Annotated in this window: 11 protein-coding genes; 3 read left to right on the top strand and 8 right to left on the bottom strand. The window is 69.1% G+C overall.

Annotated elements, in window-relative coordinates:
* Positions 1-154 precede the first annotated feature (154 nt).
* Complete coding sequence (locus NB3_RS21860; protein ID WP_067806568.1) at positions 155-538, bottom strand: nuclear transport factor 2 family protein; 384 nt, start codon at positions 536-538, stop codon at positions 155-157.
* An 87-nt stretch (positions 539-625) separates the two neighbouring features.
* On the opposite strand from NB3_RS21860, the gene NB3_RS21855 reads away from it, so the two are divergent.
* A complete protein-coding gene (locus tag NB3_RS21855) occupies positions 626-1411 on the top strand; it encodes a helix-turn-helix domain-containing protein (protein WP_067806565.1) in 786 nt (261 codons plus the stop codon).
* A gap of 13 nt (positions 1412-1424) precedes the next feature.
* On the opposite strand, the gene NB3_RS21850 is transcribed toward NB3_RS21855, so the two are convergent.
* Positions 1425-2054, bottom strand: a complete 630-nt coding sequence (locus NB3_RS21850; protein WP_067806562.1) for a maleylpyruvate isomerase family mycothiol-dependent enzyme — start codon at positions 2052-2054, stop codon at positions 1425-1427.
* Positions 2055-2209: 155 nt separating this feature from the next.
* On the bottom strand, positions 2210-3619 hold the full coding sequence (gene xylB, locus NB3_RS21845) for a xylulokinase (RefSeq protein WP_067806559.1): 1410 nt from the start codon (positions 3617-3619) through the stop codon (positions 2210-2212).
* 222 nt (positions 3620-3841) lie between these two features.
* Between xylB and NB3_RS21840 the strand changes: the two genes are divergently transcribed.
* On the top strand, positions 3842-4327 hold the full coding sequence (locus NB3_RS21840; protein ID WP_067806555.1) for a hypothetical protein: 486 nt from the start codon (positions 3842-3844) through the stop codon (positions 4325-4327).
* Here NB3_RS21840 and NB3_RS21835 read toward each other — a convergent pair.
* The 5 genes from NB3_RS21835 to NB3_RS21810 all read right to left on the bottom strand — a co-directional run bounded on the left by NB3_RS21835 (position 4318) and on the right by NB3_RS21810 (position 11732).
* Positions 4318-5328, bottom strand: a complete 1011-nt coding sequence (locus NB3_RS21835; protein ID WP_244892022.1) for a glycoside hydrolase family 172 protein — start codon at positions 5326-5328, stop codon at positions 4318-4320. The two genes, NB3_RS21840 and NB3_RS21835, sit on opposite strands and share 10 nt — an antisense overlap.
* A gap of 182 nt (positions 5329-5510) precedes the next feature.
* Entirely contained in the window at positions 5511-6992 is a 1482-nt protein-coding gene (locus tag NB3_RS21825; RefSeq protein ID WP_067806547.1) for an FGGY-family carbohydrate kinase, read from the bottom strand.
* 2 nt (positions 6993-6994) lie between these two features.
* Complete coding sequence (locus NB3_RS21820; protein WP_067806543.1) at positions 6995-8407, bottom strand: L-fucose/L-arabinose isomerase family protein; 1413 nt, start codon at positions 8405-8407, stop codon at positions 6995-6997.
* A gap of 119 nt (positions 8408-8526) precedes the next feature.
* Positions 8527-9405 carry a glycoside hydrolase family protein gene (locus NB3_RS21815; RefSeq protein WP_067806532.1) on the bottom strand — a complete coding sequence of 293 codons (879 nt, stop codon included), beginning with the start codon at positions 9403-9405 and terminating at the stop codon, positions 8527-8529.
* Between the two features lie 38 nt (positions 9406-9443).
* Entirely contained in the window at positions 9444-11732 is a 2289-nt protein-coding gene (locus NB3_RS21810) for an excinuclease ABC subunit UvrA (protein WP_067806529.1), read from the bottom strand.
* A 63-nt stretch (positions 11733-11795) separates the two neighbouring features.
* Here NB3_RS21810 and NB3_RS21805 point away from each other — a divergent pair, with 63 nt between their 5' ends.
* Positions 11796-12764 carry a helix-turn-helix transcriptional regulator gene (locus NB3_RS21805; RefSeq protein WP_067806526.1) on the top strand — a complete coding sequence of 323 codons (969 nt, stop codon included), beginning with the start codon at positions 11796-11798 and terminating at the stop codon, positions 12762-12764.
* The last annotated feature ends 566 nt before the right edge of the window (positions 12765-13330 follow it).

Raw genomic sequence — 13330 nt, 5'->3', positions numbered from 1 at the left:
TGCCGCGGCGGTCGGCGCTCGACGTGACGGAACGGTCCGGCAGGGGCGGATGACCGCTGATGATCCGATCGGGTGCGCGGCCGTCCGGCGCCCGATCGGATCGATGCGGACCTACCGCGGCCGGTCGGTTCCCGAGGAAACCGACCGGCCCGGGTCAGAACATGCCGTGCGGGATCTGCTCCGGATCGGGCACCGGTTGCACCACGTCCCAGTGCTCCACGATCTTTCCGTCGGCCACCCGCCAGATGTCGACCACCGCCAGGTCGGGTTCTTCGCCGCCGGGCGGGACCATGCGGTAGTGCATGACCACGTACTCGTCGTCGGCGATCACCCGCGCCAGCTCCAGCTTCGACCTGCTGACCGCTGCCTGTGCGATGAACTCCAGGAAAGCGTCCTTGCCCGAGGGATTGCCTGGACTGTGTTCGAGGAAATCGTCGTGCAGCAGCGTGCGCAGTACGTCCACGTTGCCCGCGGCGAATTCCGCGAAGCCACTCGAGAGCAGTTCCTTGTTGCGCAGTGCGGTGTCGTCTTTCGTCATGCCGCCGACACTGGCAGCGGCCGCACCGGGCGTCGATTACCTGCCATGTAATCGCGGGCGCGACCGGGGCGTGGTGATACTGGGCCGATGAACGGTGATCGACCGGTGGGAGAGCTGCTGCGGGAGTGGCGGCACCGGCGGAAGCTGAGCCAGCTGGACCTGGCCATCCAGGCCGACGTGTCCGCCCGGCACGTCAGTTTCGTGGAGACCGGCCGCACGACGCCGAGCCGCGCCATGGTGCTGCACTTGGCCGAGCAGCTCGACATCCCGCTGCGCGAACGCAATCGCGTGCTGATCGCCGCGGGACACGCTCCCGAGTTCCGCCGCAGCGACTGGAACGACCCCGCGCTGCGGCGCGCCCGCGACGCCGTGCAGCGCGTCCTGCGCCTGCACGAACCGTATCCGGCGCTGGCGGTGGACCGGCGCTGGAATCTGGTGCAGGCCAACGACTGCGTCGGCGTGTTCTTCGACGGCGTGGCTCCGGAGCTGCTCGACCCGCCGATCAACATGATGCGACTCGGACTGCATCCCGCCGGCTTCGCGCCCCGGATACGCAACCTCGAGCAGGTCCGCGCTTTCCTGCTGCCTCGCCTGGCCCGCCAGGTCATGGCGACCGGAGATGCCGGCCTGGCGGCCCTGTACGAGGAACTGCGCTCCTACGGCTCGCCGAGCGGTGCGGACAGTGACTCCGCGGACATCCTGCTGCCCATCCGGTTGCGCCACCGCGACGCGGAACTCGCGTTCTTCAGCACCATCACGACCTTCGGCGCGGCCTTCGACATCACGCTCGACGAGATCGCGGTGGAAGCGTACTTTCCCGCCGACGACGAAACGGCCGCCTACCTGCGCGAGAGCGCCGACAGCCGCCGGTGAGCCCGCACGCGGATCATCCGCGTCTGGTGAAACGCTCCGCGGGCTCGCCGCTGAGGTGCCCGGCGGGCAATTTGCGACCGCAGAGGACCAGCAGCAGGTCCTGGGCGCGACCGGACAGCACCGTGCCGGATCCGTAGCTGAAGTCCAGGTCGTCGGCGCGCAATTCGATGCCGCCGAGCTTGGCGCCGAACAGCTTGACGGTCCTGGGATCGATCGTGTCCAGGACCAAGCGCATCCGGTCCTCGGGCACCAGGCGGTCGAGGCCGAGCGCCACGGTGATGTCCAATCCGTGGATCACATCGTGGCTCAACGCGTTGGACAGCCCGCCGCCCGGCGGTCGCCACGGGTGATCGACGTTGTCCCACAGCGCTTTCAGCAGATCCGAGGTGCTGAGCGTGGCGGCGTCCATCCGGGCGGTGCGGTCGGCCATGCGGTTGAAGTTTCCGAACGCCGCGACCATACCCAGCGCGAAGCGTCCGCTCGACAGGCGATACGGCATGGTGATGTGCGCGACCACTTCGCGTACCCGCCAGCCCGCGCACAGCGTCGGAGCGTCCCAGCCCTCGGCGTCCAATCCGGCCAGTAGTTCGGCGAGTTCCGTCCGTTCCGCCGTCACCGCCCTCCGCACCAGGGTATCGGTCATTCGTCGTCCACCTCTCTTCGACGAGGGTGATCCAACCCCTCTGTCCGTCGAGGCGCCACCCGGCGACGCAAATCGGCCACTCGGAGGTGGAAACGGGTTACTTCCCGATCCCCCGCACACGGCGGATCGGGCGGGAATCGCGATGACGACCGTGGTCAGCCGTAGAGCGCTTGGCGGGCGCTCCGATATTCGGCTCGGATCTCTCGCCCGGTCCCGGCGTCGGCCGGTGGCGGAATCTCCGCGACCGGGCATGCGGGCCAGGCCGGCGGCCGGGACGCGCCGCTGAGCGCCCATGCCGCCTGCCGGGCAGCGCCGAGCGCGACATATTCGGCCGGTTCCGGCACCGTCACCGTGACGCCGAAGACCTGCGCGGCGATCGCCGCCACCAGCCGGGAGCGCGCCGCGCCGCCGATGAGCAGCACGCGCCGCGGCGTCACCCCGCCGATCTCGGTGAGGTGGTCGAGCGCGTCGGCGAGATGGCACAGCAGACCCTCGAAGGCGGCGCGCGCCACCGTGCCGGGGCGCATCGTCTCCGGCCGCAATCCGTGCAGGCTGCCCGTGGCGTACGGCAGGTTGGGCGTGCGTTCACCGGCGAGATAGGGCAGCAGGACCACGCCGTCCGCGCCGGGCGGCTCCTGTGCGGCGAGCGCTTCCAGCGTGGGGAGATCCACGCCGAGCAGATCGGCGGTCGAGGTCAGGATGCGGGCGGCGTTGAGTGTGCAGACCAGCGGCAGGAACGCGCCGGTGGCGTCCGCGAACCCGGAGACCGCGCCGGTGGCGTCGGCGGCGGGACGATCGGTGCGCGCGTAGGCCGTCCCGCTGGTGCCGAGGGAGACCACCACGTCGCCGTCCGTGATGCCCAAGCCCAGCGCGGCGCCGGCGTTGTCCCCCGTTCCGGCGGCGACCAGTGCGCCCGACGGCGTGTGCCCCGCGGATTCGTTCGGGCCGAGAACCTGCGGCAGAGCCGGGCGGCGTCCGCGGAACGCCATGGTGAGCAGGTCTTCGCGATAGTCGCCGTCGGCGGGCGACCAATAGCCGGTGCCGGAGGCATCGCCCCGGTCGGTGGTCGGCTCGAGCACGCGTCCCGGTCCGCCGCCCCGGAGCCGCCAGGTCAGGTAGTCGTGCGGCAGCACGACGTGTGCGGTGCGGTCGGCGAGTTCCGGTTCGTGGTCGGCCAGCCAGCGCAGTTTGGCGACGGTTGAGCCCGCCACCGGCACACTGCCGACGGCATCGGCCCAGGCCCGCGGCCCGCCGAGATCGGCGATCAAGTCCTTCGCCGCATCGGCGGAGCGGACGTCGTTCCACAGCAGCGCGTCCCGCACCGGCACGCCCGCCGCGTCCAACGGGACCAAGCCCTGCTGCTGTCCCGCGACGGCGATCGCGTCGACGTCGTCGAGCAATCCCGCGCTCGCCGTCTGTAGCGCCGCCCACCAGGCGGCCGGGGCGACCTCGGTTCCCTCCGGGTGCGTTGCCCGCCCCTGGGCGAGGATCGCACCGCTGTCGGCGTCGCAGACGACGACCTTGCACGCCTGGGTGGAGCTGTCGACTCCCGCCACCGTCGTCATCGGACCCGCCCCGATCGAAGCCAGGAGGCGTCGCGGATACGGCACCCGCAGCGCGGCGGATGCGGACCGATCGAACGCGGCCGCATTTCCAGGACGAGCCCGCCGCGCGATCCGGCGAACCGTCCGTTCGTCTGGAGCACACCCATACGATCACCTTGCCCCTCGCCGCCCCGCACGGGAGCATTTCGGGTATTCCGCCGCCGTATCGGGCAGACTGGCGCGATGAGCATCGACCCCACCGACGTGCGCATCCGCATGGGAGACGGGACGCGGCTGCCGGAACTGACCGAAGACGCGCTCGGCGACCTGCTCGGCGCACCGGCCGGGCCGGAACACACCGTGCTCGAACTCAGCCGTGCCGACCTGCACGAGATTCGGGCCAGGCTGCTGCCCGACGGCGTCTACGAACTGGAGCACCGGGCCGGTTCGGCGACCGAGTCCTTCCAGATGTACACCTCCGATCCCGTGCTGGTGCGCGGCGTGCTGTGGGCGTGGTTGTCCGACGATCCGTGGTGGCGCGACGCGGTCGCGTGGTTCCCGGTGGACCCGGCGATCGCCGAACTGCGCGCCGTGCAGGACGAACTCTCCGGCCTGTTGGACGGCCTGACCGTGATGGACGATCTCACCGCGGGCATGGACGCCGCGCTCGCACGCGCCGACGAACTGCTGGCGCTTCCAGCGGATGCCGAAGACGCCGATCAGGCCTGATACCACCAGGCGGTGGTCGCCACATCGGCGTCTTCCAGCGGAAGATAGGTCGCCGCGTCCTGCCACCCGAGGGCCTGCACGGTGACGCGCAACTCGCGCTCGAAGCAGATCGGATCGCGCACATGCCATCGGTACATGCCGAAGCGCTGATCCGCTCGATAGATCTGCTCCGGCGGCAGCACCTGGTGCATCCCGAGATAAGGCGTGGAATACGTCCGGTAGGCCCCGTCGAGGTCGAAATTCCAGGCGCCGCCGAAATAGTCCTCGGTGCCCGTTCCGCAAATGGTGGGATGCTCGGTGTCCCCGTCGAGGAAGAACTTGACCTCGCCCTCGCCCCACCATCCCGGCGCACCCGGGCGGATGGCGAGGTAGGTGCCGACGTAGCGGCCCGGCCCCGGCACCGTGTCGAGAATCGTGTGGACGGCGGGGTTGCCCAAGCCGGTCGTCCGCGTCCATCGGGTGTGCAGATACCCGGCGTCGTCCGGCACGTCCTCTTCGGTATAGGTCGCCTGGTAGTACACCGGAACCTCACGACCACAATGGTTTTCGAGGGTGATGCGCGCGCGGTGCCGAAACGGCATGGGCCAATAGCTGTTCAATCCGCCGGCGGGCGCGACGACCACCATCTCCGAACTCAGCAGCGCCGTCTCACCCCATCCGTTGCAGAAGAAGTCGCCAAGCGGCGACTCGCTCGCGGGCCGCGTCGCGTCGTCCCAAATCATCCGCAGCGTCAGCCCGCGCAGGACGGAACGCTCCGTGGTCAGCCAGAAGTGCCGGAACACTCCGGGGCCGGACACGTCGGCCAGCGTGGCGGTCGCACCGTGCGCGAGGGCGATCGAGGGGGAGATCTTCCATCCCGGTCCGAGCAGCCGCGCCGCGTGCGCTCCGGTGCCGTCGGTCGCCCGCGCGCCCGCGCCGGGCGCCCCCGTCGGATTCTCGGCGCTGACCGACCGCGTTCGCGTGCCGTCCAGCCGCCACAGTTCACCGCCCGGCGCGGTCACAGTCCCGGCCCCCCGCATCGGGGAGCGGTCGGCGCGAGCCCGGCCCAGCCCACCAATCCACCAGAGCGATCGGAAACGACGTGACGACGGAATCGAAATTGTCCTGGGTGAGGGTGATCGTGGGCATGAAGTCCTCGTATCGTTCCGCGGCGGGACTGCGCATCTCACATGGATATTCGCGATCAGGGAGCGGCCCCGGCGCGATGCTGTTCGGCCGCGAGGAAGTGCGCGATATCCGTCGTTCGATCGTACAGATCGCGGTAGTGCCGGTAGTACTGCTCGTATTTCGCGACGCGTTCGGGATGCGGCCGCACGGTGTCGACGACCGGATTCCACGCCGAGGTGTCGATCCCGGCGGCCTCGGCGGCGAGCATGGCGTCACCGAGGCTCGCGCCGACGGTGTCGGCGGGCAACTGCTGCGGCAGCCCGGTGACATCGGACACGATCCGGGTCCACAACCCGCCCCTGGTGCCGCCGCCCACCGCGACCAGACGCCTCGCCCGGCCGCCCGCTTCGGTCATGGCCTCGAGGTTGTGCCGCACCCCGTAGGCGATGCCTTCGAGAACCGCGCGGTAGAGCTCGGCCCGTCCGTGCCCGAGGGTCAATCCCGCGACGATGCCGCGCGCGTCGGGGTCGAACAGGGGAGTGCGCTCCCCGGCGAAATAGGGCAGCGCGAGCAAGCCTCTGCTGCCCGCGGGCACGTCCGCCGCCGCGGCGACCAGATCGGTGAACTCGCCGCCGACGAGTTTGCGCAGCCAGTCGGTGACGGCGCCGGAAGTGGCCATGCCCGCGGCGAGGGTGTACGTGTCCGGCCAGGCGCCGCAGGTACCCCAGAGACCGGGATGCGGGCGCGGATCGGTGAGCACCTGCACCAGGAACATGGTGGTGCCGTACATGATCATCGCGTCACCAGGGGCGCGGACGCCGACGCTGGCCGCCTCGGCCCAGGCATCGATGGTCCCGGTGGTGACGGGCAGCCCCCGCGGAAGGCCGGTCGCGGCCGCGGCGTCCGCGCTGACCCGGCCCACGATCTCGGTGGGCCAGGCCAGCTCCGGCAGCGTCCAGCCCGGCACGATCCGCTCGGCCCAGTCGCTCGCCCACGTACGTTCGCGCAGGTCGTAGAGGGGCACGCACTGGCTGGCCGACTGGTGGTCGAGAACGTAGCGGCCGGTGAGCCGGTGCACCAGGAAGGAACTCGCCATCAGCAGCATCGCGGTGCGCGCGGCGACCTCCGGCTCGTGCCGGACCAGCCACCTGGCTTTCGGGCCGACGGCTTGGCTGGTCAGCGGCGACCCGGCGCGGTCGAGTACGGCACGAGCGCCGAATTCGTCGTTCAGCTCAGCGATTTCGACGCCCGCCCTGGTGTCGACTCCGTAGAGGATGGCCGGGCGCAGCGGCCTCCCCTCCGCGTCGGCGGGCAGCAGGCACGGCCCGATGCCGGACACGGCGAGGCCCGCGAGCGCGGCGCCGTCGGCCGCCGCCACCAGCTCGCGGGCCAGTGCGACGAAATCCGCCCACCACACCTGCTCCGCGTCGTGCTCGACCCAGCCGGGGCGCGGCATGGACACCTCGTGCGCGCGTTCGGCCCTGGCGACGATCGCACCGTGCGCGTCGGTGAGCACGCCTTTGGAACTCGAGGTCCCGATATCGATGCCGAGGAACATCGTCACCGCGTGAACTCGTCCACCGTGATGTCGAGCAAATCGCACGTCGCGCGCAGGGCTTCCCGATGGTCGCCGGGCACCGCGTGAATGTGGTTGGCCCCGAACCGGTTCAGGAAGTCGTCGGCACGCGCGTCCAGCCGGGCGAACGCGTGCGGCCACTCCCGCGTCGACTGCTTCATCAGCGCTTCGTTGGTCTGCTCGTCGTAGTGCTCGAAATCGCCGAGCATCAGCTGCATGCGGTAGTCGCCGTCGAGCCGGGTGAGCCGGGCGAGAGTCATCCGGCCCGGCGCGGCCAGGTGATGCACCGAGGCGCCGCCCGCGGGGAAGAAGAACACCTCCGGATACAAATGCACCTTCGCGAGGTTCTCCGCCGGATCGTCGCTGCGCGCGGCGAACCAGGTGGCGTGCTGGCCGGAATTGCACAGATCCCAGATGTCCCGATCGGCGTGATAGTGCCGCACGTCGGCGAACAGCACCGGGGTGCCCGCGATGCCTTTGAGCAGCTGCATGGTCAGCGCGCCGTCCATGTCCGCCTCGGTCGCGCAGACGTGCGGTTCCTTCGGCCCGTTCCAGTCGTAGGGATCGTTGAGGAACGCCTCGGTGACGTCCATGGTGGCGAAATACTGGGTGAGTTCGGGCTGTCCCTTGATGCCCGAGAAGTCGAGGCGCCATTCGGCGATCAGCTCCCGCACGGCGAGATACGAGCGGATCTGGCGTTCCAGCAACTGCGGGGTGAGCTTCGCGCCGTCGTAGTGCACGCCCCCGGCGTGCCGTTCCAGCCACTCGCGCGCGGCCTTCGCCTCGCCCGCGTCGGCCAGTTCGGCGCGCCGCACGATCTCCCACTGATCGATTTCCTCGACGTCGATGCCGAAGAGCCGTTGCCACTGATCGGTGTTGGCGACCGCGGTGTTCATCCCCATCGGCCGCCCGCCGAAGCGCCCGAAAGTCGAACCGCGCAAGCTCGCCACGGCAGCCGCGGCTCGCGCGCGCACGCCGATGGCGTCGATCAGTCCTGGATCGGACGGATCACCCCACAGCCTGCTGTGTTTGCGCCCGATCTGGTCCAGCGCGCCTCCTGCGGCCAGCATGCCGACCATGCCGGGCTGTACCGGGTCGATATTCGACAGCAACAGCAACGGGCCGGGAATCGCGCCGGCCGCGAGCATGGTGAAGTGCGGAAACGCCCAGACCGCGTAGTGCAGCACGGTGAGATCGACGCCCGCCGCGGCGACCGTGCGCGCCACCGTGCCCGCCAAGGCGTTGTCGCTGATCGGCGCCGCGCCGCGGACCACGTCGTGCCCCGCCGCCGTCAGTGCGGTCACCAGCCGGTCCTCGGTGGATGCGATGAAATCGGCGATGCCCGCATGCACATAGTCGCGGCCGTCGGAGATGCTGATGATGCCGATACGGGCCATGCCGGTCCCTCCCGTAGGTGGGTGATCGGAGAGTTCGACTCGCTCAACAGATACCAGCCGCGACCGCGCCCGTAGACGGGTTTCGCCGAAATGGCGCTCGGCTCGGTGTTTCGGACCGCTTAGCGCGGAACCGTTTTGGCGACCCGCCCGCGCGGGAAGCCGAGTGGCGCCAGATGCACCCCGCCTCGGCCCCAGCCCGCGCTGGTGATCCACCAGCGGCCGTCCTCTTCGATTACCTCGGCGGCGTGCGCCGCGATGTGGCCGACTTTGTCGCCGATGCGGAATCGGAACGGGTTGTCACTGCGGAAGACGTCGGTGCCGACGTAATGCGGGCGCGGACCGATGAACAGGTACCACCATCCGCCGTGCCGGAGCACATGAGGCGACTCGGTGTTGCCCGCCTCGGTGCCCTTGGCCGGGTCCGTGTACGCGATGTGGCGCTCGCCCCAGTGCACCAGGTCGGTGCTGGTGCGGTAGGCGACGACATGGTGACCACCGGCCGGGGCGCTGGTCGCGCAGTAGTACATCACCCACTGGTCGCCCACCCGCACCACCATCGGGTCGCGCGCGTCGTAGCCGTCGCGGAACAGCGGGCCCGCCGCGGACCTGGTCCAGTGGAACAGGTCGGGCGAGGTCGCCAGGTTCATCGCCGCGGCGGTGCGGTCGGCGCCGCCCGCCGCGTAGAACATGTAGTACCGGCCGAGGGCGGCGAGCACGTAAGGCGCCCACAGATGCGTCTCGCCGTAGTCCCGGTCCACTCGCAGCGCGGAGGCGTGCTTGGTCCATGGGCCGGTCAATCGGTCGGCGGTGGCGTGGGCGAACTCTCTTTCGTCGAACGGGTCCGCCGGTTCGGTATGGGTGATGCCGAACAGGTGCCACCGCCCGGTGTCGTCGCGAACAAACGTGTGGTCGTTGATGTACCAGGCTTCCGGCTCCCCGGCGCTCGGGTCGTAGATTCGCGCGAAAGTTCCCGCTCGGACCACCTCCCGCGTCGCCATAGGTTCATGATGCCGCGATCAGGTCCTCGATGGCGGCATCATCGAGCAACGACGCTGCGCCGCAGGTACTCCGCGGTCAGCGACCGGCCGTCCGCCAGCAGGCCCGCGGGCGTCCCGGCGAAAACGAGTTCGCCCCCGTGCTTTCCGCCGTCGGGTCCGAGGTCGATCACCCAGTCGGCCCGAGCGACGAGATCGAGGTCGTGCTCGATGACGATCACCGTGTTGCCCGCGTCGACCAGCCGGTCGAGCAGCCCGACCAGGGTGTCGACGTCGGCCATGTGCAGTCCGGTGGTCGGTTCGTCCAGCACGTAGACGGCGGCTTCGGTGCGACGCTGGAGGTGATCGGCCAGCTTCACGCGCTGGCGTTCGCCGCCGGACAGCGAGGACAGCGACCGGCCGAGGGTGAGATACCCGAGACCGACGTCGAGCAACGACCGCAACGGCGTGCTGATCCGCCGGTCCCCCGCTTCGGCCCAGAAGTCGAGCGCCTGCTCCGCGGGCATCTCCAGCACGTCGGCGATGGACGCCCCCCGAATCTCGTAGGCGAGCGCCTCCGGACGGTATCTGCGTCCGTGGCAGGCCTGGCAGACCGTGGTGACCGGATCCATGTACGCCAAGTCGGTGAAGATCACGCCGGCGCCGTCGCATTCACGGCAGGCTCCGTCGGAATTGAAGCTGAACAAGCCCGGTCGCACACCGTGCCGCTTGGCGAAAAGCTGGCGTAGCGGGTCCATGATGCCCAGATAGGTCGCGGGGCTGGAGCGCCGGGACGCGGCGATCGCGGATTGGTCCACCGCGACGACCTCCGGATAGGCCGCGACGAACGCGCCGGACACCAGCGTGCTCTTCCCGGACCCCGCCACACCGGTCACCGCCGTGAGCACGCCCGTGGGAAAGCGCACGGTGAGCTTCTTCAGGTTGTAGGCATCGGCGTCGGCCACGGTGAGCCATCCCGCCGGCTCGCGGACGTCCTCCTTCACCCGCCGCACCCTGCGCAAGCCCGCCCCGGTCGGCGTCCCCGCGAGCCGCAGCTGATCGACCGTGCCCTGGAACACCACCCGCCCGCCGTGGGAACCGGCGCCCGGTCCCATGTCGACTACGTGGTCGGCGACGGCGATGACGTCCGGGGAGTGCTCCACCACCAGAACGGTGTTGCCCTTGTCGCGCAGCCTGCGGAGCAGCGTGTTCAGCCGTCCAACGTCCCGGGGATGCATGCCGACGCTGGGCTCGTCGAAGATATAGGTCATGCCGGTGAGGCTGGAGCCGAGATGCCGGACGACCTTCAGGCGCTGCGCCTCGCCGCCGGACAGGGTCGCGGTCTCGCGATCGAGCGAAAGGTAGCCGAGCCCGACCTCCTCGATCCGGCGCAACCGGGCGACGGCGGCCTGGGCGATCGGCCGCGCCACCGGATCGTCCAGGCGGTCGAGCACGTCGATGAGATCGGTGATCTCCATCCTGCCGTAGTCGGCGATGCCGAGCCCGTCGATCCGGCTCGCCAGCGCGGCGGCGTTGAGCCGCGCGCCCCCGCACTCAGGGCAGACCTCCTCGGTGACCACCGCGCGGGCGGCCGCGCGATTCTTGTCCGACAGCGCGGTGAGATCACGCTTGATGTAGAGGCGGTCGATCCGCTCCAGCAGGCCTTCGTAGGCGTTGTTCCCCGCCGAGCCGTTCCGGTTCTTGCGCGGCACCCGGAATCCTTTGCCGTGCAGGAACAGTTGCCATTCCTCGGCGGTGAAATCCCGCAGCGGCTTGTCCGGATCGAAAAGTCCCGACTCGGCGTAGAGCTGCCACTGAAACGTTCCGACCGCGAACGGGCCGAACGTGATCGCACCCTCGTTGAGCGACTTGTCCGCGTCGATCAGCTTCTCCAGGTCCGGCCGCACCACATGGCCCAGACCACCGCACGCGGGGCACATGCCGAGCGGGTCGTTGAACGAGTACCGCGTGGCCTCGCCCGCGCTCGGGACGCTGTGCCGGGAGAACAGCACGCGGATGACGGAGTGGATATCGGTCATGGTCCCGACCGTGGATCGGGAATTGCCGCCGATCGGCTTCTGATCGACGACGACGGCGGGCGCGAGGTTGTCGATGGCGTCCACCTCGGGGCGCTCGTACTTGGGCAGCCGATTGCGGATGAACCAGGTGAAGGTCTCGTTGAGCTGCCGCTGCGATTCCACCGCGACGGTACCGAAGACGATCGACGACTTACCCGAGCCGGAGACGCCGGTGAAGACCACGATCTTGCCCTTGGGGATGGTCAGCGAGACATCGCGCAGATTGTTCTCGCGGGCCCCGATGATCCTGATGGTGTCTCGATCTGCATGCACGGACCTCACGCTAGGAACGGATGAGGTCGGATTCTGTCCTCGTTCGCCGCCATACTCGAGGACGTGACCCAGACCGCCGCCCGACTGCTCCAGCTGCTGTCGCTGTTGCAGACCCGCCGCGAATGGAGCGGCCCCGAACTGGCCGCGCGGCTCGGGGTCACGGCGCGGACGGTGCGCCGAGACGTGGAGCGCCTGCGCGAGCTGGAATATCCGGTGGTCGCGAGCCTCGGTGCGATCGGCGGCTACCGCCTCGAGGCCGGCGCGGCGCTGCCGCCACTGCTGCTCGACGACGAGGAAGCGGTCGCGATCACACTCGGATTGCGCGGCGCGGCGCAAGGCGCGATCGCGGGCATAGAGGAATCCGCTGCTCGCGCACTGGTGAAATTGCAGCAGGTCCTGCCGTCCCGGTTGCGACGGCGGGTCGACGCGATAGACACCACCACCGTGTCGCTCGGCGGCCCCGCCGCCGGACCTCTTGTCGATCCCGAAGTGCTGGTGGTGCTGGCCGCCGCCGCGCGTGACGGCGAGCGGATCCGCTTCCGCTACCGCGACAAGAACGACAGTGAGAGCAGCCGCCTCGCCGAACCGCACAGCCTCGTCTCCGCGGGCCGGCGCTGGTACCTGGTCGCCTGGGACGTCGACCGCGCCGATTGGCGCACCTTCCGTGTCGACCGCTTGACCGCGCCGCGACCGATCGGAATACGCTGCGCACCCCGCGCACTGCCCACCGAGGACGCGGCGAGTTTCGTGACCAGCCAGCTGGCGCGCTCCAGGCCGGTTGGTCCCGTGGTCCTGCGGGTCCATGCCTCCGCCGAGGCTTTGGCCGAAGCGTTCCGGGTACGCGCGGAGGAGGTCGAACCGCTGGACGAGCGGACGTGTCTATTGCGCACCTCAGCGGATTCGCTGGAGTGGACCGCCCTCCGAATAGCGCACCTGGATCTCGACTTCGAGGTCGTCGAACCCACCGAGATGAGAGACCTGCTCGCCGGGCTCGGTGCGAAATTGCTCCGTGCGGCCCGGAATCCGGGGTGAGCGGATGGTCGCGGCGCCATTGTCGTCCCGACCGTTCGGATCGATCTTGTGGTGGTCTGAATCACACTTGTGTCATTCGTGCCGGAGTTTCGCCGATCGCACGCCTCTGACCTGCGAAAAAGTGCGCTGGACAGGCGATTTGACGAAGCGTTATCCGCCGCGTAACTTATTCCAGGTCAGAGCGACACGGACACCGACCCGGAGCCGAGAAGCAAGGCGGAGACGCCGAGCGGAAGGACCGGGAAACGAGGTAGGACGAGGAGCGCCTGATGATCACACTGGCTCGATCGGGAGCCCGATTTTGATCGGGTGAACGAATGAGCTAAGCTGGAAAAGTTGCTTCACGGAAAGTCCGGAGAAATTCGGATCGGATGTGTGTGCGTGTGTTCTTTGAGAACTCAATAGTGTGTCGATGAATGTCAGTGCCAAATATTTTTTGGTTTCGGCTCTTCATACCCCCGTGTGGAGGGTCGGACATTGTTAGTCAGCTATTTTTCCGGCTGGCGATTGTTTTGCTGGGTTTTCGGACTCTAGTTATTACTTTTGATTGCGCCTCCTTTGGGGGT

The organism is Nocardia beijingensis NBRC 16342 (genome assembly GCF_001612785.1).
Lineage (GTDB): Bacteria > Actinomycetota > Actinomycetes > Mycobacteriales > Mycobacteriaceae > Nocardia > Nocardia beijingensis.
The sequence above is the reverse complement of the archived record's forward strand: the minus strand, read 5'-3'. Positions and strand labels throughout refer to the sequence as shown.

Excerpts from the sequence above, each read along its gene's own strand:
- NB3_RS21825 (WP_067806547.1), bottom strand. The coding sequence starts at position 6,992 with ATGTTCCTCGGCATCGATATCGGGACCTCGAGTTCCAAAGGCGTGCTC.
- xylB (WP_067806559.1), bottom strand. The coding sequence starts at position 3,619 with ATGACGACGGTGGCGGGAGTCGACAGCTCCACCCAGGCGTGCAAGGTC.
- NB3_RS21815 (WP_067806532.1), bottom strand. The coding sequence starts at position 9,405 with ATGGCGACGCGGGAGGTGGTCCGAGCGGGAACTTTCGCGCGAATCTAC.
- NB3_RS21850 (WP_067806562.1), bottom strand. The coding sequence starts at position 2,054 with ATGACCGATACCCTGGTGCGGAGGGCGGTGACGGCGGAACGGACGGAA.
- NB3_RS21855 (WP_067806565.1), top strand. The coding sequence starts at position 626 with ATGAACGGTGATCGACCGGTGGGAGAGCTGCTGCGGGAGTGGCGGCAC.
- NB3_RS21840 (WP_067806555.1), top strand. The coding sequence starts at position 3,842 with ATGAGCATCGACCCCACCGACGTGCGCATCCGCATGGGAGACGGGACG.
- NB3_RS21860 (WP_067806568.1), bottom strand. The coding sequence starts at position 538 with ATGACGAAAGACGACACCGCACTGCGCAACAAGGAACTGCTCTCGAGT.
- NB3_RS21820 (WP_067806543.1), bottom strand. The coding sequence starts at position 8,407 with ATGGCCCGTATCGGCATCATCAGCATCTCCGACGGCCGCGACTATGTG.